Raw genomic sequence first — 25,355 nt, 5'->3', positions numbered from 1 at the left:
GCCACCGGCCGAAAGGAACGCAAATGTCAATGCCCGAAAACTCTTCCGCAAAAAACGCCGGCTTCAACACCCGCGCCGTGCACGCCGGCCAGGAGTTCGAGCCGCGCACCGGCGCGGTCGTGCCGCCCGTGCACTTCTCCACCACCTACGCCCAGGAAGCGATCGGCGTGCTGCGGGCCGGCTACGAATACGGCCGCGGCACCAACCCCACCCGTGACTCGCTGCAGGAACAGCTCGCCGCGCTGGAGGGCGGCTCCGCCGCGTTCTCCTTCAGCTCCGGCCTCGCCGCCGAGGACTCCATGATCCGCGCACTCACCCGCCCGGGTGACCACATTGTGCTCGGGAACGACGCCTACGGCGGTACCTACCGGCTGATCGCCCGGGTGCTGGGGGAGTGGGGCATCGGCAACACCCCGGTGGACATGTCCAACCTTGACGCCGTCGCCACGGCCGTGGCCGCCAACAAGACCCGGCTCGTGTGGGTGGAGACGCCGTCGAACCCAAAGATGAAGATCACCGACATCGCGGCCCTCGCCAAGGTCGCGCACGACGCCGGCGCCCTCCTCGTGGTGGACAACACCTTCGCCTCGCCGTACCTGCAGAACCCGCTGGCCCTCGGCGCCGACGTCGTGGTGCACTCCACCACCAAGTACATCGGCGGGCATTCCGACGTCGTCGGCGGCGCGATCATCGTCAATGACGCGGAGCTGGCCGAGAAGATCGGCTTCGTCCAGTTCGCCGTCGGCGCCGTTTCCGGCCCGATGGACGCCTTCCTCACCACCCGCGGGCTCAAGACCCTCGGCGTCCGGATGGACCGGCACAGCGACAACGCCCAGGCCGTGGCCGAGTGGCTGCTGGAGCGCCCCGAGGTGGAGGCCGTGCTGTACCCGGGACTGCCCTCGCACCCCGGGCACGAGCTGGCCAAAAAGCAGATGAAGAAGTTCGGCGGGATGATCTCCGTGCAGTTCAAGGGCGGCGAGGCGGCGGCACGCAAGGTGGCCGAATCGACCTCCGTGTTCACCCTCGCGGAGTCCCTGGGCGGCATCGAGTCCTTGATGAACTACCCCTCGGAAATGACGCACGCCTCGGTCAAGGGCACCGAGCTGGCCGTCCCGGTCAACCTGATCCGGCTCTCCTGCGGCATCGAGGACGTCGAGGACCTGATCGCCGACCTTGAGCAGGCGTTCACGCAGATTGCCTCCGCGACCGGCGAGTCAGGCAGCTAAGCACCCGTGACAACCACCACCAGGGCCCTGCCCTCCACCACACGCGGCTGGCTCGCGACGGCGGCCGGCGCGTCCGCCGTCGTCGCCGCCCTGGTGGTGCTGTACTCGGCCTACGATCCGCTGCTGAATGACTTCGAGGTCTACTTCTACGGCGGCAACCGGGTGCTCCAGACCGGGGAGACCGGCGTCAACGAGCTCTACGCGGCCCGGGACGGGCTGCCGTTCACCTACCCGCCGTTCGCGGCACTGCTGTTCGCGGCCCTGGCGACGCTGGGCCAGCGCGGCGGCGGCCTGGTATTCATCACCACGGCCCTGCTGGGCGCCGGCATCGTGTCCGCCTGGCTCGCGCGGCACTACTTCCGCCTCGGCGGCTGGCGGAACGCGGCCGCCGACTGGCGGTTCCGGGCCGTGACCCTGGCCGGCACCGCCGCGATCCTGCTCCTGGGGCCCTGGCGGGACACCTTCGATTTCGGCCAGATCAACATCATCCTGATGGGCCTGATCCTGGCTGACTTCGCGCTCCACGGCAAAGCCCGGGCCGGGGAGATCCGCTGGCCCGCGGGGCTGCTGATCGGCATCGCGGCCGGCATCAAACTGACCCCGCTCGCCTTCGGGCTGTACTTCCTGGTCCGCCGCGACTTCAAGGCCCTCGGCTGGATGGCGGCCGGCTTCTTCGGCTCGATCGGCCTGGCCTGGGCCGTGCTGCCCCACGCCTCCCTCACCTTCTGGACCCAGATCCTGCCCGACACCGGACGGATCGGCGGACCGGCCTATGTTGACAACCTCTCGGTCAAGGGCCTGCTGCTGCACCTGGGCCTGCCGGATTCCGGTCTGACCAGCCTGGTGTGGCTGGTGCTCTCCCTGGCCCTGGCCGCGGTTGCCGCGCTCGTGATCAAGTGGGCGGTGGACGCGGACGAGAACTTCGTCGCTGTCTCCGCGACCGCCGTGCTGATGCTCCTGGTCAGCCCGGTGTCCTGGTCGCACCACTGGGTGTGGATGGCCGTGGCGCTGCCCTGCATGGGCTTCGCGATCCACCGGGTGCCGTCCCGGAACGGGCGGATGCGCCTCGCCGGGTGGATCATCGTGGCGTTCTCGGCCCTCGCTTTTTACCTGACGCCCAAATACCTCTCGGTCATGGCCGGGGCGGCCGAGTGGGGCAAGGACCCGCAGACCCAGTGGCAGCTCATTGTGGCCAGCCTCGGCGTGGCCTGCGGCATCGCCATGCTGGTCTACTGGGCGCTGGCCTACCACCCGTCCCGCGCCGCGCTCCGCGGACGCACGGACGCCGGGCTCCGCTGAAGCTCTGACTCCGGGTTCCGCCGGCACTTTGCCTCCGGGTATGGCTTTCTTGAAGATAGTCAGCTAGTTTTGTCCGCATGGCACTTCGATCGGACTGGTCCCAGCGGAACTGCAGCATGGCGCGCGGGCTGGACATCCTGGGGGACCCGTGGGGCATGCTCGTCCTCCGCGAGGTCTTCTTCGGCAACGGCCGCTTCGACGCGATGAAGTCCCGGCTCGGGGCCGCGGATTCCGTCCTCACCAAACGCCTGGCCGCCCTCGTCGACGCCGGGCTGCTCGCCCGGCAGCCGTACGCCGACGGCGGCCGCACCCGCCAGGAGTACGTGCTCACCGCCAAGGGGGAGGATGCCCTGCCGGTGCTGAACGCCGTCGTCCTCTGGGCCGAAAAGCACCTGCCGGCGCCCTCGGAGCAGTCCCACATGTTCGTGATGCACACCGGCTGCGGGGCGCGCACCACGTCCGCGGACAGCTGCACGGCGTGCGGGGAACGGCTCACCGTCCGGAACACCAGCTGGCACAGTCTCACCCGCACCCCGGATCCCGTGCCGCTCGCCGCCGCCCCGGACCCGGCCGGCACCACCCCCCACGCGAACGGAGCCGCCTCATGAGCGCCCCGAAAAACACCCTGCTGCCCGCGCGCCGGCGGAGGATCCACCCGGCCTGGACCGTCGCCGCCGTCGCGTTCCTCGCGCTCGTCGGCGCGGCCGGCTTCCGGGCAGCGCCGGGGGTGCTGATGGTGCCGCTGCAAAACGAATTCGGCTGGTCCACCACCGTGCTCTCCGCCGCGGTCAGCATCAACCTGGTGCTCTTCGGCCTCACCGCGCCCTTCGCCGCGGCCCTGATGGAACGCTTCGGCGTCCGCGCCGTCACCGCCGTGGCGCTCGTGCTGATCGGGGCCGGCAGCGCCCTGACCGTGCTGGTGACCGAGTCCTGGCAGATCCTGCTGACCTGGGGACTGCTGATCGGGCTCGGAACCGGGTCCATGGCGCTGGTCTTCGCCGCGACCATTGCCAACACCTGGTTCGCGAAGAGCCGCGGGCTGGTGATCGGCATCCTCACCGCAGGCAGCGCCGCCGGGCAACTGGTCTTCCTGCCGTTCATCGCCGCCCTGGCCCAGGACCCGGGCTGGCGGCAGGCGTCGCTGCTGATCGCCGCCGGGGCCCTGGCCGTGGTGCCGCTGGTGCTGAAGTTCCTGAAGAACTCGCCCGCCGATGCCGGCGTGCTGCCCTACGGGGCCGACGCGGAGCCGGTGACCACGCCCGGGTCCACTTCCGGGTCCCCACCCGGGCCGGGTCAGGCGGGGGCCGGGGAACCCCGCCGGAATGCCGCCGCCCGGGCCCTGCAGGTACTCAAGCGCGCCAGCAAGTTGCGGACCTTCTGGGCCCTCGCTGCCGGGTTCGCGATCTGCGGCGCCACCACCAACGGACTGATCGGCACCCACTTCATCCCCTCCGCCCACGACCACGGCATGTCCCAGACGACGGCGGCAGGCCTGCTGGCCGTCGTCGGGATCTTCGACATCGCGGGGACGATCGCCTCCGGCTGGCTGACGGACCGGTTCAACCCGCGGATCCTGCTCGCTGTCTACTACCAGTTCCGCGGGATTGGCCTGCTGGTGCTGCCGCTGCTGCTGAGCGCCACCGTCCAGCCCAGCATGATCGTGTTCGTGGTGATCTACGGACTGGACTGGGTGGCCACCGTGCCGCCGACCGCTGCCATCTGCCGCCAGGTCTTCGGCGCGGACGGCAGCGTGGTGTTCGGCTGGGTCTTCGCCGCCCACCAGCTCGGCGCGGCCGCAGCGGCGCTGGCGGCCGGCGCCATCCGGGACGCCACCGGACAGTACACCTACGCCTGGTTCGGGGCGGCCGCGATGTGCACCATCGCCGCCGTGATCAGTGCAACCATCCGCAAGGATGCCGGCAGGAAGGACGTAGTCGCGGTCCCCGCGTAAGGCTTCGGTAGGATGACAGCGAGGCACGGCGCCTTGCCGGCGCCCTGAAGGGGCCCCGGCTCAGCCAGATCCTGGGGGACCCTTGCCACTGCTCGATGCCGAAAACAGGCCCGCGCCGTCCGCGCCATCGCAGCCCTCCGGGCTGTCGCAGCGGCATCCGGTCCCGCAACTGCTGCAGCTCTCCAACGCCCTGGCCCTGGCAGCGGTGCTGTACCTGGTGTGGACCTGGCTCGGTGTCTGGGCGGAGCAGGGCCTCGACTTCAGCGTCTACTGGCACGGCGGCAGGATCCTCAACGACGCCGGGGCTGCGCCGTCGGACCTCTACCGGGGCAACATCGACTGGTCTGGCGGTCCCCAGTTGCCGTTCACGTATCCGCCGTTTGCCGCGCTGCTCTTTGGCCTGCTGGCCAGGCTGCCGGAACCCCTGGCGCTCACGTTGTTCAACGCGGCCGGGACCGTTGTGGCGGGCTGGATTTCTCTGCGCGCCGTGAAGTACTGGAACGCCGGGGCTGACTGGCGGGGCACCTTCACTTCGGCGCGCAACCGCTGGGGCGCCGCCGTGCTGGTCCTGGCCGTCCTGAACCTTGGTCCCTGGCGTGAGACCCTGGCTTTCGGGCAGATCAACATCCTGCTCATGGGCCTGATGGTGGCGGATCTGCTGTCCCGGAACCGGCGCTGGACCAGCGGCTTCCCCGGCAGCGGATTCCTGGTGGGCGTCGCCGCCGGCATCAAGTTGACGCCACTGGTGTTCGGGCTGTACTTCCTGGTGCGAAAAGACTGGCGCGGGCTGCTCAACATGGGTGCGGGCTTCGCCGGCACCGTGCTGGTCGGCTGGGTGCTCCGTCCGGCCGAATCCCTGCAGTTCTGGTTGGAGATCCTCCCGGACACGTCCCGGATAGGTGGCGCCGGCTACGTCGACAACCTCTCCCTCAAAGGGGCGCTCCTGCACTTCGGCGTCCCGGAAGCTTCGGTCACCGTGCCGTGGTTGCTGCTGAGCCTGTTGGTGGTGGCGGTGGCTGCCGGGATCATCCGGTTGGCCAGCACCCAGGGCTCGCGCGTTGTGGCCATCTCGACGACGGCGCTCACCATGCTGCTGATCAGCCCGGTGTCCTGGTCACACCACTGGGTCTGGGTCGCGGCCGTACTGCCGGCCTTCGCCTGGACCCTTCGCGAGACGCCGCTTCGACACCGCGGAGTGCGGTGGCTCATGGGCGCAGTGCTGGGGATCTCGGTCCTGGTATTCCTGTTCTCGCCCAAGACCATTGGTGCGGCGCTGGGTGCGGAGAACCTGGACATCCAGACGCCGGGCCCCTGGATCATGGGCTCCAGTTCCGGCGTGTTCTGTGCCCTCGCCATCATGGGATGCTGGCTTCTGGTGCTCCGGCGCGGCTCGCTGGCCCCGGCGTTCGATGTTCACCAGGATGTTGAGCCGGCCAAGAGTTAAAGTTCTTGGGCAAGGCGGATGCGGATGTGACCGGGACGGTGGCGTTGCTGCTCTCGCCCCACGGGTGCAGGCCTAACGGAAGGCGGGGAGCCCGGTGATGTGCTGGCCCAGGACCAGGGTGTGGACCTCGTCCGTGCCCTCGTAGGTGCGCACCGACTCCAGGTTCGCGGCGTGCCGCAGCGGCGAGTAATCCAGGGTGATGCCGTTCCCGCCGAGGATGGTCCGGGCCTCCCGGGCGATGGTGATCGCCTCCCGCACGTTGTTGAGCTTGCCCAGCGAGATCTGCTCTGGCCGCAGCTTCCCGGCGTCCTTGAGCCGGCCCAGCTGCAGCGCCAGCAGCGTGCCCTTCTGGATCTCCAGCAGCATGTTCACGAGCTTCTCCTGGGTCATCTGGTAGCCGGCGAGCGGCCGGCCGAACTGCAGCCGTTCCTGTGCGTACTTCAGCGCGGCCTCGTAGGAGTCCCGGGCCGCACCCATCGCGCCCCACGCGATCCCGTATCGCGCCTCGTTCAGGCAGCTGAACGGGCCGCGCAGGCCGCGTGCTGCCGGGAGCAGGGCCTCCGGGCCCAGCCGGACGCCGTCGAACGTGACATCGCACTGGATCGAGGCGCGCATCGAGAGTTTCTGCCCGATCGGCGTCGCGGTCACCCCCGGGGTGCCGGCGGGGACCAGGAAGCCGTGGACGCCGTCATCGGTCATCGCCCACACCACCAGTACGTCGGCCACCGAGGCGAGCCCGATCCAGCGTTTGGTGCCGTCCAGAATCCAGCCGGCGTCCTCGCCGGTGCCGTCGCGGCGGGCGAAGGTCTTCATCGCGGCGGGGTCCGAACCGGCGGTGGGTTCGGTCAGCGCGAAGCAGCCGATCAGTTCGCCGGCCGCCATCCGGGGGAGCCAGTGGAGTTTCTGCTCCTCGGAGCCCCACTTGTGGATGGCCGTCATGGCCAGCGAACCCTGCACGGAGACGAAGGTGCGGATGCCGGAATCGCCGGCCTCCAGTTCCATCGCCGCCAGCCCGTATTCGACGGCGGAGCGGCCCGGGCAGCCGTAGCCCTCCAGATGCATGCCGAGGACGCCGAGTTCGCCCAGTTCCGGGGCCAGCTCGAGCGGGAAGACGCCGTCGTCGTACCAGCCCGCGATGCCCGGGCGGATGCGCTGGTCGGTGAAATCGCGGACCCGTTCCCTGACCGCCAGTTCCCCTGCGCTCAGCAGGGAATCGATGGCCAGGACGTCGGACAGGTCAGGACTGGCAGGAAAATCAGCGTCGTTGCTCATTCCAGCATCCTACGGCGGCGCCCGCTACACTGCGGCGCCGGCGGTCCTGCTTTCAAGGAAATAGCGCCGGGTTGACGGTGCGAAACGGCACACCGCGGCCAGCACCGCGCCGAGAGCCAACAGCACAACACCGCTGACGAAGGCCCCGCCGACGCCGAAGATCTGCGTATCGCCATAGCCCGGATCCCACATCTGCACCGCCGAGACGCAGAATGCCCCGGTCAGCGCCAGCGCGCCGGCCAGCGGGAGGACGCCGCGGAACCAGAGGTTGCGGGCCGAGCCGCGCAGGGTCCCGCGGAAATACCAGACGCAGGCGAACCCGGTGAGCGCATAGTAGAAGGCGATAAAGAGGCTGATGGAGCTGATCGAGTCCGAAAGCAGGTTCTCACTCAGCAGGCTCATCAGAACGTAGTAGGCCATGGCGGCGGCACCCATGACCTTGGTCGAGAACCCGGGGGTCTGGTAGCGGGGGTGGACCTCGCCGAACTTCGCGGGCAGGGCCCCGTGCGCCCCCATGGACAGGGCGCCCCGGGCCGTGGGGAGGATGGTGGTCTGCGTGGAGGACAGTACCGATGCCAGGACGGCCACGACGATCAGCCAGCCCCAGGGACCCAGCACCACGTCCTTCATCGCGAGGAACACGTCGTTCTGATTGGCCTGGTTGCCCAGGCCGATCCCTTCCGTGCCGACGGTGGCGTACATCATCACCAGCAGGGCCACGGATACGTAAATGGCCACTAGGACAAACGCCGAAATGATCGCGCCGCGGCCGGGCGTCGTGGCCGGGTTCTCCGTCTCTTCGTTTACCGCAAGGCAGGTGTCCCAGCCCCAGTAGATGAAGAGCGCCAGAAGCACGCCATGGACGACGGCGCCCGGATCGGCGAAGGCGCCGGCCGGGTTGAACCACTCAAAGTCGAAGGCCTGGCCCTCGGGGACGCCACCCGCGATCCGGAACACAATTGCCAGGGCGAAGATGCCCAGCGAGATGTATTGAACATAGGTCAGGACCCGCTGGACATGTTCACCGAGCCGGATGCCCCGGTAGTTCACCACGGTCATAAAGGCAATGAACAACACCCCGGTGGCGGTCACCACGAGGCTGTTTGAGGCCAGCGAGCCGTCCCCGACCAGCAGCCACAGGTACTGCCCGGCGACCTGGCCCAGGTTGGCCAGCACCACGACGCCGGCCAGCGCCACCCCCCAGCCGCCCAGCCAGCCGGCCCAGTGGCCGAAGGCGCGCCGGGCCCAGATGAAGGTGGTCCCGCAGTCCGGCATGGCGCTGTTCAGTTCGCGGAAGGCGTAGGCGATGAAAAGCACCGGGACGAAGCCCAGGAGCAGGATCAGGGGCGTGTAATTTCCATTCACCGCCACGATCAGGCCAAGGGTGGCGGCGAGGGAATAGACCGGGGCGGTGGACGCAAGGCCCAGCATTACCGAGTCACCGAGATCCAGGATTCCGGCGCGTAGCCCCTTGGAAGGGACGGCCTGTTGTCCACCGGGGCTGCCGGCCGTCGTCGTCCTGGTGCTCATAAAGTGGTACCTGCCTTGCTGGAATGGGCCTTCGATAGGGAGGAGGGCGGGGCCACAGAGTCGATCGTGTTTGGCACAAAGCGGCAGAAGTAGTCGGTGATCGGGCCATCGGATTCGCGGATGCCGCAGCCGACCGATTCGCCGTCGACCACCCAGAGCCCCAGCACCGGACGGTTGCCGTCAAAGTCAGGCAAGGCGTGGAACTGCTGGTAGCACCAGCCTTCACGGCCGTAGCCGCCGGGCTGTTCAAGGTTGACGCCTTTGGCGTGGATCTTGATGTTGTCCCCTTCGCGGCCGTGCAGCGGCTTGGCCACCCATTCGGTCAGTGGGCCCGGGCCGTCAAGATAGGCCGGCAGCAGGTTCGGATGGTCCGGGTAGAGATGCCACAGGGCCGCGAGCAGTGCCTTGTTGGACAGGAGCATTTTCCAGGCCGGCTCTACCCAGCGCGGGTTGTGGGCACGCTGGAGCAGGCGCTGGCCGAACGGCTCCTTCATCATCAGCTCCCAGGGATAGAGCTTGAACATGGTGCTGATCATGAAGTTGTCCAGGTCCACGAAGCGGTTGAGGTTCGGGTCCCAGCCGATATCGGACATGTTGATGCCGATAGTGGTCCAGCCGCCCTGGCCCGCGACGTCCCGCATGTAGGCAGCCGTCATCCAGTCTTCGCCGGATTCCTCCGCTTCGGCGTGGGCAACATGCAGGGTACTCATGCCGGTCCTGTATTGCAGCTTCTTCCACTGCCGGACCAGGGCTTCATGGATGCCGTTCCACTGGTCCTTCCCGGGGAAGACGTCCTGCAGCCAGAACCACTGCGCCACCGCTGCCTCGATGAGCCCCGTGGGGGTGTCCGCGTTGTATTCCAGCATCTTGGCCGGGCCGCCGTGGCCGTCGTAGACAAAGTCGAACCGTCCATAAACATCAGCGTCACCGGCCTGAAGCGACTCCGCGGCGAGCTCCAGCGCCTGCGGCCCGATACCAATCGTCCCCATTGCGCCGGTCGCGAGGAACTTCGCTGCCTCCAGAGACATCAGGTGCATCTCTTCCGCAGTCCCTTCAAGGGTCTCCACCTCGTCCACGGTGAACTCGTAATAGGCACCCTCGTGCCAGTACTCGACGGCGCGCCCGTCCGGCATGTCAGTGGTGGAGAAGACCAGGCCCTGCTGTTCGATCCGCTGCTTCCAGTCCGGCCGTGGCTCGGAAATATGTCGTTTCATGCCTAGCCGCCCGTGCTTCCGCCCTTGGAGCTGGAGCCGAAGCCGCCCCGGCTCACAGTTCCACCCTTGGAGCTGTACCCCGTCGACGCCTTCGCCCCGGCCGGGGCAGTCTTGGTGTAGCTGGGGTAGCCGGACCGGTTCTGTCCCACCCCCGGCACGCTCGCGCCGCGGGAATAGAAGTACCAGGCGTAGGCGCCGGAACCGCGTCCCTGGGTGCTGCTGTTGCCGCACTGGGAGTCATCGACGCGCTCGCCGGTGCCGTCGTTGAAGCACACCTGGGCGTAGTCGGCGTCATCCTCGTTGCTGGCCACCATCGCGGTGATGGTCCCGGCCAGCAGCGCGGTCACGCCGAGCGCCACAACAGCCGTGCGCCGCTGGGAGCGTTTCTTCCGGTCGGGAGCTGACGCCAGCTTCCGCGCACGTTCACGGCCGAAAGGGTCCACCAGGGGGCTCGACGGGCGGGCGCCGGCCAGCGGCGGGGGTCCGGGGGTATCTGACAAGGCGTGCTGGTCCGCCAGTTCGGGGCGGAGGGCCGGCTGAGGCACCTGCCACGGCGGCTGCTGACGGTCATTGCTCCGGGGCCTGGGGGTGAAGTCCTCCCGGGCAGTTCCCCACGCCGGCGGCCCTGAATCTGTTATTCCACCCTCCGGGTTCGCTTCCCCCGGGTGCTCCTGCTTGTCCATGCGTTCCCCTGCGTTCCCCTGGATTGCATTTGCCGTGACTTGCGGCAGTAGTGCCGGAGCCAGCCTAACCGCCATCCGTTCCACCGTTTACCGATGTATTGGGCAGAACTCCCCATGCCTGCCACGGCACCCGCCCGGCGGGGCCCGGGCCTACACTGGTGCCATGGACACCGCTTCCGTTCTCGCCGTCTGCCGCGTACACCAGCTGCTGGAGGACCCCGGCAGCGTCGGCGTCACCGCGATCGACAAACGGCCCGTGGCCGGACCGGTCAGGGTGCACAAGCTCGGGCTGCGCGGTGATGTCCAGGCCAGCCGCGTCCACCACGGCGGCGAGGACCAGGCGCTCTACGCCTATTCCCAGGACGACGCCGACTACTGGACAGCGGAGCTCGGCCGGGAACTGCCGCCGGGGATCTTCGGCGAGAACCTGCGCGTCGCCGGCATCAGCGCCACGGACGCCCTGATCGGCGAACGCTGGAAGATCGGACTCGACGTCGAAGTCGAGGTGACCTCCCCGCGCGTCCCCTGCGCCACCTTCCAGCGGCGGATGCATGAGCCGCACTGGGTGAAGCGGTTCGGCGACGCCGGGCGGGTCGGGACCTACCTGCGCGTGGTGCGGGTCGGCAGCATCCAGGCGGGGGACCACATCCACCGGATCTTCCTCCCCACCCACGGGGTCACCATCGGCAAGTGGTTCAGCGATCCCACGGTGGAGGACATGGAGGCCCTGCGGGACGCCGACGCCGACGGTGAGATCCGCCTCCAGCCGGAGTATCTGGGGGAGTTCGAGAAGCTGCAGCGCCGCCCCGGGGTGTAGCGGGCCGGGGGCCCGTGTGCGCAAGCTCACCGCCGTCGTGGGCTCCCGGGTTACCCAAGGGCGGATCCATGCCCTACAATTGAACTATCCCCCACTCCGGAAATCCCTTATTTCCTGCCCAATTCTTGAGGCAAGACTGGTAAGTGTTGGGGCCCGCGCAATTGAGATGCGGGCATTTTCATAGGGAGAGCCGGCTAAAGAAAACGCTGTACAGACTGCTGGGATAGCAGCCAAGAGTTGCAGCGGGAAGTCCTGCCACGGGATTGCGAAAGCGCCGGGCTTCTATGTGACCGGCCGGTCAAAGTATGCCCGGCGATTTTGTGTCACGCGTACTGCGGCCCCGCTCACCTCGGGTTGTGCCGCTTGGCCCCTATGGATGAGGATATTTCACCTATGCCCGAAACTCAGAACAACTCCGTCGAAACCGAAAACATTCAGAGCGACGTCGAGACTTCTGAAACGGCTGCCCCCGCAGCCGGCACCGCCCCGGTATTCACCGAGGCTCCTGCCCCCGTTGAGGTTCCGGCTGCTGCCGAGACCGCACCGCAGGCTGACACCACGGCCGCCCCGGCCAACGACAAGGCTGACACCCAGGCCGCCCCGGCCAAGGACGAGGACGAAGAAGAAGGCGTCAAGTTCGTTGACCTCGGCATCGACGCCCGTGTCCTGGCTGCCCTGCAGGACGTCGGCTACGAGAAGCCGTCCCCGATCCAGGCAGCAACCATTCCGCTGCTGCTCGAAGGCCGCGACGTCGTGGGCCTGGCCCAGACGGGCACCGGTAAGACTGCAGCATTCGCAGTACCGGCACTGTCCCGCCTGGCCGAGCTCCACGACCTCAACGGCCCGTCCCGCAAGACCCAGGCCCTGGTGCTCGCTCCGACCCGTGAGCTCGCACTCCAGGTCGCCGAGGCCTTCACCTCCTACGCCAAGCACATCGATGACTTCACCGTCCTCCCGGTGTACGGCGGCTCCGCCTACGGCCCCCAGCTCGCTGGCCTGCGCCGCGGCGCCCAGGTTGTTGTCGGTACCCCCGGCCGTGTGATCGACCACATCGCCAAGGGCTCCCTCGACCTGTCCGAACTCCAGTACCTGGTGCTGGACGAGGCTGACGAGATGCTCCGCATGGGCTTCGCCGAAGACGTTGAGCAGATCTTCCAGCAGACCCCCGAGGGCCGCCAGGTTGCACTGTTCTCCGCCACGATGCCGAGCCAGATCCGCCGGCTGTCGAAGCAGTACCTGAACAACCCGGCCGAGGTCCAGGTCAAGTCCAAGACCACCACCGGCGCGAACACCCGCCAGCGTTACCTGCAGGTCATGGGCCCGCACAAGCTCGACGCACTGACCCGCATCCTCGAGGTTGAAGAGTTCGAAGGCGTCATCGCCTTCGTCCGCACCAAGATGGCGACGGAGGACCTGGCCGACAAGCTGCGTTCACGGGGCTTCCAGGCTGCTGCCATTAATGGCGACATCCCGCAGCAGCAGCGCGAGCGCACCGTTGAGGCCCTGCGTGACGGAAAGATCGACATCCTCGTCGCCACCGACGTCGCGGCCCGCGGCCTTGACGTCGAGCGCGTCAGCCACGTGGTCAACTACGACATCCCCCACGACACCGAGTCCTACGTGCACCGCATTGGCCGTACCGGCCGTGCAGGCCGTTCCGGTGACGCGATCCTCTTCATGACGCCGCGGGAGAAGTACCTGCTGCGTTCCATTGAAAAGGCGACCCGCCAGCCGGTCGAGCAGATGCACCTGCCGACCGCGGAATCGGTCAACACCCTTCGCCTGGGCAAGTTTGCCGAGAAGATCACGGAGACGCTTGCGTCCGAGGACGTCGCCGCATTCCGCGACCTCATCTCCTCGTACGAAGAAGAGCACAACGTCCCGGCGTCGGAGATCGCTGCTGCGCTGGCCGTCATGGCCCAGGGCGGCCAGCCGCTCCTGGTCAAGGAACTGCCTGCTGCTCCTGAGTTCCAGAAGCGCGAGCGGTCCAAGGACGGCTTCGGCTCACGCGGCCCGACCCGCACCCTGACCGAGGGCAACGCCACCTACCGGATCGCCGTCGGACGCCGTCAGCGCGTTATGCCGGGTTCCATCGTTGGCGCCATTGCCAACGAGGGCGGCATCTCCTCGGCCCAGATCGGCGGCATCGACATCCGTGCGGACCACTCCCTCGTGGAGCTTCCCGCGGACCTCAGCGCCGACCAGCTGAAGGCGCTGTCCCGCACCCGGATCGGCGGCGAGCTGATCCACCTCGAGCTGGACAACGGCCGTTCGCCCGCGAGCGACCGCGGCGGCGAGCGTGGCGGCTACCAGGGTGGCGGCCAGGGCGGCAGCCGCGGCGGTTACTCCGGCGGCGGCGACCGTGGCGGCAACTTCAAGGGCAACGGCGGCTTCAAGCGCGAATTCCGCAAGAACGACGGCGAGCGGACTTCCGCTGACCGTGGCGGACGCTCCTTCAGCGACCGCAACGAGCGTGGCGTCGGCTCCGATGCGGCCCGCAAGCCGCGCACCGAAGGCGGCTTCAAGCCCCGCACCAAGTGGTAACCATGAGCTGCTAAACACTGACTCACCCTGAAAACGGGCCGGCTCCAGAGCCGGCCCGTTTTTCGTTAAGTTCCCTTGGTCACATCCGGGAGCCCGGCGGTGCTCCAGGCCCACCCGCGGGCCGTCGCCGGGCCTCCTACAGGCCCGATTTCCGCCGATTTTGACGCTTTGGGAGCCCTCCCGGTGCCGATTTGTTGGGAGCGGAATCTTCCGGTAGAGTATTTACTCGTTGCCCCCCTAGCTCAGTGGTAGAGCGCGTTCTTGGTAAGAACGAGGTCACCGGATCGATTCCGGTGGGGGGCTCTGAATGAGGGCCTGTGTCAAGGCGGTTTTTGACCGGCTTAGCGCAGGTTTTCCTCATTTATGGCGGCGTAGCTCAGTTGGTTAGAGCGCACGACTCATAATCGTGAGGTCGGGAGATCGAGCCTCCCCGCCGCTACAGAAAGACTCTGCAGGCCCGGCCTGTGGGGTCCTTTTGTTTTAACCCCCTTTGCGCTATCACTTTTGGTGCTTAACCGGGCGTTTTGGCCGCGATAAGTGATAGCGCAACGGGGGCCGGGGCGCGGTTGTGGGACAGAATGGGTCCATGACGCGAATCGCAATCATTGGCGGCCACGGCAAAGTGGCTCTGGAACTGTCCCGCATCCTTTCCGGGGAGGGAACGGACGTGACGTCGTTTATCCGGAACCCGGGCCACCGGGAGGACGTCGCGGCCACGGGCGCCACTCCCGTTGTGCTGGATGTTGAAAATTCGACGACGGCGGAGATCGCCGAGGCGCTGAGGAGCCATGATGCCGTGGTCTGGTCGGCCGGCGCGGGCGGCGGAAGCCCCGAGCGGACCTATGCGGTGGACCGGGACGCTGCCATCCGGTCGATGGACGCGGCGGCCGAAGCCGGCGTCGGGCGGTACCTCATGGTCTCCTATCTTGGTGCCGGGCCGGACCACGGCGTCCCCGAGGACAACAGTTTCTACGCGTACGCCGAGGCCAAGGCCGCAGCGGACGCCTATCTGCGCGGGACGGCCCTGGACTGGACCATCCTGGGCCCGGGAGCGCTCACGGACGGGCCCGGAAACGGCCTGATCGAAGTCAACCCCGCGGACACTTCCGGCGGCTCGGAAACGGCACGTGCCAACGTGGCCCTCGTCGCGGCCGCGGTGCTGGGCCTGCCATCAACGGCCGGGCGCACCATCGAATTCCGGGACGGCACGCTGCCCCTGGCGGCCGCCCTGGAGCCAGTGAGCTAATCGGGCGGCGGGCCGCCGGACGCCTGCCGGCTTGCGCCCGGCAGGTGCCGATAGGGTGGTGGGGGCGGCCGGCTCATCCAACGCAGCGGCCTGACCCGACGACTCCCGGGAAAGTGGGCCTATGGACCAGCTGGCACTCATCATTGGACTCCTGCTGGCCACCGTGGTGGCGGTCGGCATCGGGGACCGGCTGCGGCTGCCGTTTCCGGTCCTGATGCTCATCCTGGCCGCCTCGCTGACCTTCATTCCGGGGTTTCCGGAGATGTCCATCTCGCCGGAACTGATCCTGCCCATCTTCCTGCCGCCCTTGCTCTTCGCCACGGCCCAGCGCAGTTCCTGGGCCGTGTTCCGGGTCCGGTGGCGCACCCTGCTGATGCTTGCCGTGGCCCTCGTGGTGGTCTCGACCGCGGTGGTGGCCGGGGCGGCCTGGCTCCTGATCCCGGGGATCGGTATTCCCGCGGCGATCGCCCTCGGCGCCATGGTCGCCCCGCCGGATCCGGTGGCCGTGGAGTCCATCGCCGGCCGCGTCCACATGCCCCGGCGGCTCATCACCGTGCTCCAAAGCGAGGGCCTCTTCAACGACGCCGCGGCCATCGTCATTTTCCAGGCCGCGGTCGCCGCGACCGTCTCCGGCACCCAGTTCTCACCCGACGTGGCCCTGCAGTTTGTGCTCGGCGCGGCGGTCGCGGTGGCCGTGGGCATCGGCATGGGCTGGCTCACCAGCCTGATCACCCGGCTGGTGCAGTCCATGGTGGCCCGCAGCGCCGTCACCCTGGTAGTGCCGTTCGCGGCCTACATCCTCGCCGAGGAGGTTCACGCCTCGGGTGTGATCGCCGTCGTCGTCACCGCCCTGGAGATCCAGCGGCACGCCCGGCCGCAGGACGCCGCCGAGCGGGTCACCCGCAGCGCCTTCTGGGACGTCGTGGAGCTGCTGGTCACCGGGCTGGCGTTCGGCCTGGTGGGGCTGGAGGTGCGGCAGGTCGTCCGTGATGAAGGCGACGGCATCGTCGGCATGATCGGCAACGCCGTGGTGGTGTGCGTGCTGGTGTTCGCTGTCCGGTTTGCGTGGATGGCCATGATGTCCGGCCTGGCGCGCACCCGGGATTCCCTGCGGCCGACCTCCGCCAAGGAAGTCCTCATCCTCACCTGGTGCGGCATGCGCGGACTCGCCACCCTGGCCCTCGCCCTGGCGCTCCCGCTGACCGTTGCCGACGGTAGCCCGTTCCCGGCCCGGAGCCAGCTCATCGTCATAGCCTGCGCGGTCCTGCTGGCCACCCTGGTGCTCCCGGGGCTGACCCTGCCGTGGCTCATGCGGGCCCTGAAGGCTTCGGGTGACGGCTCGGAAGAGCGCGACGCCGCACGGGTACTCGCCCGGCGCGCACAGGAGGCGGCGATCGCGGCGCTGAAGGCGAACGAGCTGATGAAGGAGCTGCCGCCGGAGAAGGTGGCGCTGGTCAAGGAGAAAATGACCCGGCTGCACGCTGAACTCCTCGACGGCAGCATCCGCAACGAAAGTGTGGGGGAGCTGCGCCAACGCGGACGGGAGCTGGCGATTGCCGTGCAGACGATCGCGCTCGATGCGGCCCGCCAGGAAGTCGTCGCGGCCCGCAACGAGCCCGGCATGGACCCCGAGGTTGCGGACCGGGTCCTGCGGCAGCTGGATCTGCGCACCATGATCATGCCGGAGTAGGCCGCCGGAGGAGCCTGACGGCGTCGCCCGCCGGAGTACCCCGCCGGAGTACCCCGACGGCGTCGGCCGGAGTCGCCCCCGAGCTGCCTGCCGGAGCAGGCCGGCGGCGCAGCGCGCTCCGGCGGCGCCGCGGGTTAACAGAGGAAGGGCCGGATCGCTGACGCTCCGGCCCTTCCTCTCACCTCCCGGGCTCCCGGGTGCAGCCCCGGCCTACGACACCGAACCCGTGAAGGTCCGGGGGAGGTAGCCCTCGTTCGGCTGCATGCCTGTTCCCGAGTAGGCCCAGAGCGAACCGTCGGGCCTGCGGGCCACCAGGTCGGGGAAGCTGTCCGCGTTCAGGTTTCCGGCGCCCAGGACGGTGTCAAACACGTTCCAGCCTGAGCCGATCCTGCGCGGGACGGAAAGCTTTCCCGTGCCGTCTCCCGGGTACATCCACAGGGTGCCGTCGAACTTCCTGGCGACGATGTCATTCTTTCCGTCGGCGTTGAAGTCACCGGCGCCGAAGAGCTTGTCGAAGACTTCCCAGCCGTAGTCGCCGATCTTGACCGGCGAGGAGTAACCTTCGTTGGTTCCGCTGATGGTGCCCGTGCCGCGGTACAGCCAGAGCGAACCGTCGGATTTCCTTGCCATGAGGTCGTTCTTTCCGTCCCCGTTCAGGTCCCCGGTTCCGGTCAGGGCGGTGAAGGCGTCCCAGCCGGCCGTGCCGATTTTTTTCGGCGCCGTGTAACCGGGGTCGGTGGCGTCGACCCGGCCGGTGCCGGGGTAGATCCACAGGCTGCCGTCGGGCTTCCGGGCGACGAGGTCGCTCTTTCCGTCCCCCGTGAAGTCCCCGACGCTGACCAGCGCATTGAACACATCCCAGCCGAAGTCGCCGATCTTCCGCGGCACACCGTAGGCGCCCTTCCCGTCGCCGGGATAGAACCACAGTGTTCCGTCCGGCTTCCGGGCCAGCAGGTCTCCGACCTTGTCGCCGTTGAAATCCCCGACGGCCGTCAGGGAATCGAAGACGTCCCAGCCGAAGTCGCCGATCTTCCGCGCGCTGCTGTACCCCTCGTCCCGCATGGCGGTCCCGGCGTAGAAGAAGACGTTTCCGTCGGCCTGGCTGGCCACGAAGTCGGCCGTGCGGTCCCCGTTGGCGTCGCCGGTGCCCAGGATGGTCGTATAGATTCCCCAGCCTGACCCAATCTGCTGGGGCTGGACGAGCTTCGCGGGCCCGGAGTTGGAATACAGCCAAAGCGTTCCGTCCGGGCGCCGTGCCGCCAGGTCGTTGGTTCCGTCGCCGTTGAAATCCTGGATCGGGATCAGCTGGTCAAAGATGTCCCAGCCGTAGTCGATCTGACGGGGGGGTCCCGGCCAGCCCGTGCCCATTCCCGGGTAGAGCAGCAGCACGCCGTCGGGGCGCCGGGCCAGGATGTCCGGCCTGCCGTCGCCGTCGAAGTCGCGCACGCCCAGGAGCGCATTGAAGGCGTCCCAGCCGAAGTTGCCGATCTTGACCGCCGCGGTGTACCCCTCGTTGCCCGCCGAGACATTTCCGGTGCCGGCGTAGAACCAGAGCGATCCGTCGAATTTGCGGGCGACGAGGTCGTTCCTGCCATCACCGTTGAAATCGCCGGTCCCCATGATGGTGTCGTAGATCTCCCAGCCGGTGCCGATCCGCTGGCCGGCACCGGACTTGCCGGTGCCGTCGCCCGGGTAGAACCACAGCTCGCCGTTGGCCTTGCGCTGGATCAGGTCAGCGATTCCGTCGCCGTTGAAGTCACCGGGGGCGACCAGCACGGGCTTGGCCGCCGGCATGGCATCAATGGTGACCCCGGCGGCGGAATCCGAGACCCAGTCGATGGTTACCTTGGTCCCGGCATGGGTCGTGAAGGTCTGCCCGGCCTGCCAGGCCTGGTTGTAGCTGTAAAAGCCGTTGAAGGTCGTGGTGTTGGGCTGGAGGGCGATGGACCCTGCGCCGAATGCCTGGACAACCTTCACTCCGCGGTTACCGTTGACCGCCGTTGCCGCGTCATTGCCCACCGGAAGGCGAAGTTCCAGGTTGTAGCCCTCCCCGCTGACGGGATCGGTGAACTTCAGGGCGCGGCTCTCGTCGGCGCTTCCCCAGGCCCGCAACTGGTAGGAATTCCTGCCGACCGCCTTCCCCAGGTTCCTGACCTCGGCGCCGGCGCCGAATCCGCCGAATTCGTACATGGGGGAGCTGACCACCGGCTGGCTGCTCTGTGAGACGCCCATCACGTCGAGGTTGTCCTTGTATTCCTCCACGCTGCACGTGCTGTCCGCGAACGAACCGTCAGCGTTGGTGGCGGTGTCCACGGCCCCGTCCCCGCACCGGAGCCTGTTGGCGTGCATCAGGCCCAGGACGTGGCCGAATTCGTGCGTCAGCACGCTCCTGGTCAGCGACGCCGGGAGCGGCATAATGACGCGTCCGCTCGTTCCGCTGTAGCTCCAGCCGGCGCCGTAGGCTCCGTCGGAGAGCGTGGGTGAGGAAACGAAGACCACCATTGCTGTCAGGGGGCTGGGAACCCAGCCGGTTTCTGCGACGATCGTATTCATCATGGACGAATAGCTTTGGGTGGACGTTGCCTTGCTCGTCCTGTTTTCGACCGTGGCGACGCTCATGGACAGCCTGCCGTTCGACATGGCCTGCCAGTACTGGCTGCTGGTGTCGACGGCGGCACGGGCGTCCGCCTCCGGGATGGTCGCCGTCCTGTCGGCCAGCTGGACCATGACCAGCCTCACCTTGATGTCACCGCTGCGGCTGAGGGAATAGGCCTCGGTGGTTGCCTTGCGCTGTTCGGCGCCCTTCCTCACCTGCATCGCAGTGCTCTCAACGGACGCACTGGATGTGGGTCTGCTGCCGCCAACGACTTCCGTGAACAACGGCTCCGGAGCGGCCAAGGTCTGCGCCTCGGCCGTTGCCGCGGGAGCCGTGGTCAGCGCGGGGCTCGGCACGGGCGACGCTGCCGGGACCGGCGTGGCGGTGGTCGCGGAGGAGCCGGCTGCCGACGGCGTCGCTGTCGCCGTGGGCGTGGGCGAGGCCGTCGAGGCGGGGGCTGGGGTCGTTTCAGCGAGGGCCGGCGAGAGCGTCACGGCAGTGAGCGAGGCGAGAGTAACGACAAACGCTGTGAGAAGCGCCGTCGTCTTCCGTATTGAGTTCACGTTTTGTCTTTCATGAGACCGCCGCCCCGCTGAAGGCTCAGCGGAAAGGCCGGGGAGACCGGGAAGTGAGGTCAGTCTACGGACGGCGCGCCGTCAGACCCGGCGATCTGCAAGAAACTTTCGTCTTAGGTAGCAAATCGTTGCAGAATCTTGAGCAAAGCCTGCGCGCTACAGCCACCAGCCCCAGCCGCCAGCCCCACCGCCAGCCCCGCCGAATGCCGGTCCTACCGCCCGAGTTCCAGCTCGAGGGCGTTCGCCTCGACGTAGTCCAAGGCGTGCCGGATGGCGCCGACCGTGACGATCGCGTCGCCCAGCGGCGAGACCGTCACCCGAGGCGGCGTCGCCGTGAAGCGGGGGAGCAGGGCCGTGATGCCGGGCAGCAGCGCCCCCGCCGATTCCGCCACAGCGCCGCCGATCACCACCTGTTCCGGGTTGATGAAGCTCGCCACGGAGGCGATGACCCGTGCCATCCGTTCCGAGAGGCGGTCGAGGATGGCCAGCGCTGCGGGGTCCCCGGCGGCGGCATCCTCGAAGACACGCCGGGCGCTGGCCTCGCCGCCGGTGGCAGGTCCGCCGCCGGCCGCGGACCACTGCCTCGCCAGGGTGGCGATGCCGTCGCTGGAGCCCACCCCCTGCACCAGGTCCAGGTACCCCATTTCCCCGGCCGCGCCGCCGCGGCCGTGCAGCAGCCGCCCGGACTCCATCACCCCGGCGCCCAGCCGTTCACCGGCCAGCAGCACCACGAGGTCATCCACGCCGGCGCCGGAACCCCGCCACCGTTCGCCCAGGGCGGCAAGGTTCGCGTCGTTCTCCAGCAGCACCGTCCAGCCGTGCAGCTCCTTCAGCGCCGAACGGAGCCCGACGTCGAACAGGCTCCAGAAGGGCTGGCTGACCAGCACCTTCCCGTCGCGGTCCACGGGTGCGGCGATGCCGGCCCCCACAGCGAGGACACTGGCCGGGCTGGTCCCGGCGGCGGCCAGCGCCCGGCGGCAGGCACGGTCGACGACGTCGATCCGCTCCTCCGCGGGGATGTCGGCGGCCCGGAAGCTTTCGCTGGAACGTCCGAGGACGGTGCCGCGGAGGTCCGCGACGGCGGCGGTGGTGGTGGCGGCGCCGATGTCCAGGCCGAGGACGAATCCTGCCCGCGAGTTCAGCTCGAAGCGCCGTGCCGGGCGTCCCTTGCGCGGACTGCCGGGCTGGTCCTCATCGCGGGCGTCCAGCTCGCGGATCCAGCCGCGCCGGAGGAGGTCCTCACAGACGGCAATGACGGATGCCCGGGTCAGCCCGGTCCGGGCCATCAGCTCGGTGCCGGTGGCCACCTCCGTGCCCCGGATGACGCCCAGCACCGACCGGGCGTTCACCCGGCGCAGCAGCTGGGGGGTGGCGGCGGCGTGCGGCATCGGATTATTGACCTCCCCGTCGGTCCGGACCCATAATTGTTCAGGCAATATATTTAGCTTGTATCTAAATTACCAGAACCCAGTTCCGAACCCCGGAGGATCACCCCTTGTCCAACACCGCCACGCTGGCAACCCTGTCCGGTTCCGATCTCGCCGCCGACCCCAACTGGTGGCGCCAGGCCTCTGTGTACCAGATCTACCCGCGCAGCTTCTACGACTCCAACGGTGACGGACTCGGCGACATCAAGGGCATCACGGCCAAGGTCCCGTACCTGTTGGGACTCGGAATCGACGCCGTCTGGCTCAGTCCCTTCTACCCCTCGGCCCTCGCCGACGGCGGCTACGACGTCGACGACTACCGCGACGTGGACCCCAAGCTCGGAACACTGGCCGACTTCGATGAGATGTCCGCCGCCCTGCATGCCGCCGGCATCAAGCTGATCGCCGACATCGTGCCGAACCACTCCTCGAACCGGCACATCTGGTTCCAGGAGGCCCTCGCGTCCCCCCGCGGCTCCGACGCCCGCGAGCGGTACATCTTCCGGGACGGCAAGGGCGAAAACGGCGAAATCCCGCCCTCGGATTGGGAGTCCGTCTTCGGCGGCCCGGCCTGGGAACGCATCACCGAGCCGGACGGCACCCCCGGCCAGTGGTACATGCACATCTTCGCCAAGGAACAGCCGGACCTGAACTGGTCCAGCCGCGAAATCCGCGACGACTTCCTCAAGACCCTGCGCTTCTGGTCCGACCGCGGCGTGGACGGCTTCCGGGTCGACGTGGCGCACGCCCTCACCAAGGACCTCACCGAGCCGCTGCTGTCCAAGGTGGAGCTGAGTGAGGCCAACAGCGGCACCGACGGTTTCGACGACGGCTCGCACCCGTTCTGGGACCGCGACGAGGTCCACGAGATCTACGTCGAATGGCGCGAGGTCTTCAACGAATACACCCCGCCGCGCACCGCCGTCGCCGAAGCGTGGGTCCACGCGAGCCGGCGTGGCCGCTACGCGAGCCCGCAGGGCCTGGGCCAGGCCTTCAACTTCGACCTCCTGCAGGCGGACTTCGACGCCGAGGAATTCCGCGAAATCATCACCCGTAACCTCGCCGAAGCCACCGAGTCCGGCGCCTCCTCCACCTGGGTGTTCTCCAACCACGACGTCGTCCGGCACGCCACGCGCTACGGCCTGCCCCAGGGCGGCGGCCGGCATGCCAAGGGCCAGGACGGCAAGGGCTGGCTGCTGGCCGGCGCACCGGCCGAGGAGCTCGACGTCGAGCTCGGGCTGCGCCGTGCCCGCGCGGCCACCCAGCTGATGCTGGCGCTGCCGGGCTCCGCGTACCTTTACCAGGGCGAGGAACTCGGCCTGCAGGAGGTCGCGGAAATCCCCGACGCCGCCCGCCAGGACCCGACGTTCTTCCGCAACAAGGGCGTTGAGATCGGCCGGGACGGCTGCCGCGTCCCGCTGCCCTGGACCGCCGAGGGCACCTCCTTCGGGTTCGGCGACGGCGCGGCGCACCTGCCGCAGCCGGCCTGGTTCAGCCGCTACGCCGTCGCGGCCGAGGACGGGGTCGAGGGTTCCACCCTCGAGTTCTACCGCCGGGCGCTGAAGCTGCGCCGCGAACTGCAGACCTCCGAAGAACTGCAATGGCACCCCACCGCGAGCCCGGCAGTGCTGCACTTCAGCCGCCCGGGTGGCTGGCAGACCGTGACCAATTTCGGGAACGAGCCCGTGGAGCTCCCCGCCGGAGAGGTGCTGCTCAGCAGTGCACCGCTCGAGAAGAACCTCCTGCCGGGCAGCACCACCGTCTGGCTGCGGTGAACCGGCCGGAGGCAAGCGAGCCGGCCGGGGAGCCGGCCGTTCAGCCGGCCGCGGGCCAGGAGCTGATTTATGGCTGCATGGGCTTGGGCGGCAGCTGGTCCCCGGAGCCGTACTCGTCCGCGCAGGTGGACGAGGCGGCTGCCGCCGTCGGCGCCGCCCTCGAATCCGGCATCACCCTGTTCGACCATGCCGACATCTACCGTGGCGGCAAGTCCGAGGCGGTCTTCGGCGAGGTGCTGGCGCGGACTCCGGGTCTGCGCGAACGCATCCGGCTGCAGACCAAGGTGGGCATCCGGCTCAACGAACAGGGCCTGGAGACGTATTACGACCTGAGCGGGGACGCCATCCTGGCCCGGGTCAACGAAAGCCTCGCCCGGCTCCGCACGGACTACGTGGACGTCCTGATGCTGCACCGGCCCGATCCGCTGCTGGACCCCGCTGAGGTTGCCTCCGCCGTCGGGCAGCTGATGGCGGAGGGCAAGGTCCGGGCGCTGGGAGTGTCCAACATGTCCGGGCCGCAGATCGAGATGCTGCAGGACCGGCTCAATACGCCGGTGGTCGCCAACCAGCTGGAGATGAGCCTGTCCCGGCGCGCCTGGCTGGAGAGCACGGTGCTCGTCAACCATGCCGAGGGAACGGACTACAGCTTCCCGCACGGCACGGTGGAGCACTGTGTCCGGCACGGGATCACCCTGCAGGCCTACGGGTCGCTGTCGCGGGGCCTCTACACCGGGGCACCGGCCGCGGCGCCGTCGGCTGCGGAGGAGGCGACCGCCGCCCTGGTGGCGCAGCTGGCCGCGGAGAAGAAGACGACCGGGGAGGCGGTCCTGCTGGGCTGGCTGATGAAGCACCCGGCCCGCATCGCGCCCGTGATCGGCACCGCCAACCCGGACCGCATCCGCGCCTGCGCCGGCGCGGCAGAGGCCGCCGCCGGCATGACCCGGGCCCAGTGGTACCGGCTCTGGGTCACGGCGCGCGGCAGCAACATCCCCTAACAGCCCGCCGCCGCACCCCACCCGCCGCACCCCACCCGGTAGACCGCAGTTGAGGCCGTTCTGGGCCCCGGGAACGGCCTCAACTGCGAGCCACCCGGCCAAGGGCGTGATTTTGGTCGTATTGGTCGCCCCCAGGGGCCGGAATACTTCGCGGGGAACACCCCTGAACGGATAGCGTAGATACATGACTTCCACCACCACCGCCGGGACCGTCCGGCCCCAACGCAACATCCCAGCCGAAATCGCCCGCTCCTGGCTGCTGGTGAACGCCATGAAACCGGAGCTCTTCGACCAGTCGGCCGCGTCCCGCGCGGACGCCGTCATCCTGGATATCGAGGACGCGGTGGACCCCTCGCAGAAGGACGCCGCCCGCGCCAACGTCGTGGACTGGCTGACCGCCGGCGGCAGCGCCTGGGTCCGGATCAACGACGCCACCAGCCCCTTCTGGGCCGATGACCTCGCCGGGCTCCGCGGCACCCCGGGCCTGCTGGGCGTGATGCTCGCCAAGACCGAGTCCGCGGACCAGGTCACCGAGAGCTTCCACCGCATGGACGGCAAGACCCCGGTCATCGCGCTCGTCGAGTCCGCCGTGGGCATCGAGGAAGCCAACAACATCGCCAGGGCCCAGGGCGCGTTCCGGCTGGCCTTCGGTTCGGGCGACTTCCGCCGCGACACGGGCATGGCGGCCACCCCCGAGGCCATGGCGTACCCGCGGGCCAAGCTCGTGGTCGCCAGCCGCGTCGGGAACCTGCCGGGCCCCATCGACGGCCCCACCGTCGGCACCAACCACCCGATCCTGCGCGAGCAGACCGGCATCACGGTGATGATGGGCATGACCGGCAAGCTCTGCCTGGCGATCGACCAGACCCCGGTCATCAACGAGGTCATCAGCCCGACGCCCTCCGACGTCGCCTGGGCCACGGATTTCATGGCCGATTTCGAGGCCAGCGGCCGCGTCATTCGCGACGGCTCCGACCTCCCGCGTCTGGGCCGCGCCGAGAAGATCATGAAGCTCGCGGTAGCCTTCGGGGTGCAGCCGGCGCTCTAGCCGGCCCCGAACCAAGGAGACCC

At 68.5% G+C, this 25,355-nt stretch carries 18 protein-coding genes and 2 tRNA genes; 14 read left to right on the top strand and 6 right to left on the bottom strand.

What is annotated here, in order from left to right; all coding sequences use genetic code 11:
- Positions 1-23 precede the first annotated feature (23 nt).
- The 5 genes from QCD75_RS06685 to QCD75_RS06665 all read left to right on the top strand — a co-directional run bounded on the left by QCD75_RS06685 (position 24) and on the right by QCD75_RS06665 (position 5,920).
- Complete coding sequence (locus tag QCD75_RS06685; RefSeq protein ID WP_301226897.1) at positions 24-1,226, top strand: cystathionine gamma-synthase; 1,203 nt, start codon at positions 24-26, stop codon at positions 1,224-1,226.
- A gap of 6 nt (positions 1,227-1,232) precedes the next feature.
- Positions 1,233-2,525 carry a glycosyltransferase 87 family protein gene (locus QCD75_RS06680; RefSeq protein WP_301226896.1) on the top strand — a complete coding sequence of 431 codons (1,293 nt, stop codon included), beginning with the start codon at positions 1,233-1,235 and terminating at the stop codon, positions 2,523-2,525.
- Positions 2,526-2,602: 77 nt separating this feature from the next.
- A complete protein-coding gene (locus tag QCD75_RS06675; protein ID WP_301226895.1) occupies positions 2,603-3,133 on the top strand; it encodes a winged helix-turn-helix transcriptional regulator in 531 nt (176 codons plus the stop codon).
- The gene (locus QCD75_RS06670; protein WP_301226893.1) at positions 3,130-4,476 is read left to right on the top strand and encodes an MFS transporter; all 1,347 of its coding nucleotides are present in this window, start codon (positions 3,130-3,132) and stop codon (positions 4,474-4,476) included. The genes QCD75_RS06675 and QCD75_RS06670 overlap by 4 nt, the downstream gene beginning before the upstream one ends.
- Before the next feature lie 82 nt (positions 4,477-4,558).
- Positions 4,559-5,920, top strand: a complete 1,362-nt coding sequence (locus QCD75_RS06665) for a glycosyltransferase 87 family protein (protein WP_301226891.1) — start codon at positions 4,559-4,561, stop codon at positions 5,918-5,920.
- Between the two features lie 72 nt (positions 5,921-5,992).
- On the opposite strand, the gene QCD75_RS06660 is transcribed toward QCD75_RS06665, so the two are convergent.
- The 4 genes from QCD75_RS06660 to QCD75_RS06645 are packed head-to-tail and all read right to left on the bottom strand — an operon-like array spanning position 5,993 to position 10,619.
- Positions 5,993-7,192 carry an acyl-CoA dehydrogenase family protein gene (locus tag QCD75_RS06660; protein ID WP_301226889.1) on the bottom strand — a complete coding sequence of 400 codons (1,200 nt, stop codon included), beginning with the start codon at positions 7,190-7,192 and terminating at the stop codon, positions 5,993-5,995.
- Between the two features lie 24 nt (positions 7,193-7,216).
- On the bottom strand, positions 7,217-8,722 hold the full coding sequence (locus QCD75_RS06655) for an APC family permease (RefSeq protein WP_301226887.1): 1,506 nt from the start codon (positions 8,720-8,722) through the stop codon (positions 7,217-7,219).
- On the bottom strand, positions 8,719-9,936 hold the full coding sequence (locus QCD75_RS06650; protein ID WP_301226885.1) for a glutathionylspermidine synthase family protein: 1,218 nt from the start codon (positions 9,934-9,936) through the stop codon (positions 8,719-8,721). Before QCD75_RS06650 ends, QCD75_RS06655 begins: the two co-directional genes overlap by 4 nt.
- Before the next feature lie 2 nt (positions 9,937-9,938).
- Complete coding sequence (locus QCD75_RS06645) at positions 9,939-10,619, bottom strand: Tat pathway signal protein (RefSeq protein ID WP_301226883.1); 681 nt, start codon at positions 10,617-10,619, stop codon at positions 9,939-9,941.
- A 163-nt stretch (positions 10,620-10,782) separates the two neighbouring features.
- Here QCD75_RS06645 and QCD75_RS06640 point away from each other — a divergent pair, with 163 nt between their 5' ends.
- The 6 genes from QCD75_RS06640 to QCD75_RS06615 all read left to right on the top strand — a co-directional run bounded on the left by QCD75_RS06640 (position 10,783) and on the right by QCD75_RS06615 (position 16,916).
- Positions 10,783-11,436, top strand: a complete 654-nt coding sequence (locus QCD75_RS06640; protein ID WP_301226881.1) for an MOSC domain-containing protein — start codon at positions 10,783-10,785, stop codon at positions 11,434-11,436.
- Positions 11,437-11,829: 393 nt separating this feature from the next.
- Positions 11,830-13,980 (top strand): DEAD/DEAH box helicase, encoded by a 2,151-nt coding sequence (locus QCD75_RS06635; RefSeq protein WP_301226879.1) that lies wholly within the window; start codon positions 11,830-11,832, stop codon positions 13,978-13,980.
- 231 nt (positions 13,981-14,211) lie between these two features.
- Positions 14,212-14,283, top strand: a tRNA-Thr gene (locus QCD75_RS06630).
- Positions 14,284-14,345: 62 nt separating this feature from the next.
- Positions 14,346-14,419: transfer RNA gene (locus tag QCD75_RS06625), tRNA-Met, on the top strand.
- Positions 14,420-14,566: 147 nt separating this feature from the next.
- Positions 14,567-15,226 (top strand): NAD(P)H-binding protein, encoded by a 660-nt coding sequence (locus QCD75_RS06620; protein ID WP_301226877.1) that lies wholly within the window; start codon positions 14,567-14,569, stop codon positions 15,224-15,226.
- A 121-nt stretch (positions 15,227-15,347) separates the two neighbouring features.
- Positions 15,348-16,916, top strand: coding sequence for a Na+/H+ antiporter (locus tag QCD75_RS06615; protein ID WP_301226875.1), 1,569 nt, complete (start codon positions 15,348-15,350; stop codon positions 16,914-16,916).
- A gap of 210 nt (positions 16,917-17,126) precedes the next feature.
- Here the strand turns inward: QCD75_RS06615 and QCD75_RS06610 are convergent, their stop codons facing one another.
- The gene (locus tag QCD75_RS06610) at positions 17,127-20,075 is read right to left on the bottom strand and encodes an FG-GAP-like repeat-containing protein (protein ID WP_301226873.1); all 2,949 of its coding nucleotides are present in this window, start codon (positions 20,073-20,075) and stop codon (positions 17,127-17,129) included.
- A gap of 224 nt (positions 20,076-20,299) precedes the next feature.
- Positions 20,300-21,475: an ROK family protein gene (locus QCD75_RS06605; protein WP_301226990.1), complete on the bottom strand. Its 1,176-nt coding sequence runs from the start codon at positions 21,473-21,475 to the stop codon at positions 20,300-20,302.
- Between the two features lie 107 nt (positions 21,476-21,582).
- Here QCD75_RS06605 and QCD75_RS06600 point away from each other — a divergent pair, with 107 nt between their 5' ends.
- The 3 genes from QCD75_RS06600 to QCD75_RS06590 all read left to right on the top strand — a co-directional run bounded on the left by QCD75_RS06600 (position 21,583) and on the right by QCD75_RS06590 (position 25,332).
- Entirely contained in the window at positions 21,583-23,289 is a 1,707-nt protein-coding gene (locus tag QCD75_RS06600) for a glycoside hydrolase family 13 protein (RefSeq protein WP_301226871.1), read from the top strand.
- 62 nt (positions 23,290-23,351) lie between these two features.
- The gene (locus QCD75_RS06595; RefSeq protein ID WP_301226988.1) at positions 23,352-24,284 is read left to right on the top strand and encodes an aldo/keto reductase; all 933 of its coding nucleotides are present in this window, start codon (positions 23,352-23,354) and stop codon (positions 24,282-24,284) included.
- Between the two features lie 184 nt (positions 24,285-24,468).
- Positions 24,469-25,332, top strand: coding sequence for an HpcH/HpaI aldolase/citrate lyase family protein (locus QCD75_RS06590; RefSeq protein ID WP_301226869.1), 864 nt, complete (start codon positions 24,469-24,471; stop codon positions 25,330-25,332).
- The last annotated feature ends 23 nt before the right edge of the window (positions 25,333-25,355 follow it).

This window comes from Arthrobacter sp. PsM3, from assembly GCF_030433895.1.
In the GTDB taxonomy this organism is placed as follows: domain Bacteria; phylum Actinomycetota; class Actinomycetes; order Actinomycetales; family Micrococcaceae; genus Arthrobacter.
The sequence above is the reverse complement of the archived record's forward strand: the minus strand, read 5'-3'. Positions and strand labels throughout refer to the sequence as shown.

What these genes read in the sequence shown, in the direction of transcription:
- QCD75_RS06685 (WP_301226897.1), top strand. Translation starts at nt 24, where the DNA reads ATGTCAATGCCCGAAAACTCTTCCGCAAAAAACGCCGGCTTCAACACC.
- QCD75_RS06675 (WP_301226895.1), top strand. Translation starts at nt 2,603, where the DNA reads ATGGCACTTCGATCGGACTGGTCCCAGCGGAACTGCAGCATGGCGCGC.
- QCD75_RS06670 (WP_301226893.1), top strand. Translation starts at nt 3,130, where the DNA reads ATGAGCGCCCCGAAAAACACCCTGCTGCCCGCGCGCCGGCGGAGGATC.
- QCD75_RS06660 (WP_301226889.1), bottom strand. Translation starts at nt 7,192, where the DNA reads ATGAGCAACGACGCTGATTTTCCTGCCAGTCCTGACCTGTCCGACGTC.
- QCD75_RS06655 (WP_301226887.1), bottom strand. Translation starts at nt 8,722, where the DNA reads ATGAGCACCAGGACGACGACGGCCGGCAGCCCCGGTGGACAACAGGCC.
- QCD75_RS06650 (WP_301226885.1), bottom strand. Translation starts at nt 9,936, where the DNA reads ATGAAACGACATATTTCCGAGCCACGGCCGGACTGGAAGCAGCGGATC.
- QCD75_RS06645 (WP_301226883.1), bottom strand. Translation starts at nt 10,619, where the DNA reads ATGGACAAGCAGGAGCACCCGGGGGAAGCGAACCCGGAGGGTGGAATA.
- QCD75_RS06640 (WP_301226881.1), top strand. Translation starts at nt 10,783, where the DNA reads ATGGACACCGCTTCCGTTCTCGCCGTCTGCCGCGTACACCAGCTGCTG.
- QCD75_RS06635 (WP_301226879.1), top strand. Translation starts at nt 11,830, where the DNA reads ATGCCCGAAACTCAGAACAACTCCGTCGAAACCGAAAACATTCAGAGC.
- QCD75_RS06620 (WP_301226877.1), top strand. Translation starts at nt 14,567, where the DNA reads ATGACGCGAATCGCAATCATTGGCGGCCACGGCAAAGTGGCTCTGGAA.
- QCD75_RS06615 (WP_301226875.1), top strand. Translation starts at nt 15,348, where the DNA reads ATGGACCAGCTGGCACTCATCATTGGACTCCTGCTGGCCACCGTGGTG.
- QCD75_RS06605 (WP_301226990.1), bottom strand. Translation starts at nt 21,475, where the DNA reads ATGCCGCACGCCGCCGCCACCCCCCAGCTGCTGCGCCGGGTGAACGCC.
- QCD75_RS06590 (WP_301226869.1), top strand. Translation starts at nt 24,469, where the DNA reads ATGACTTCCACCACCACCGCCGGGACCGTCCGGCCCCAACGCAACATC.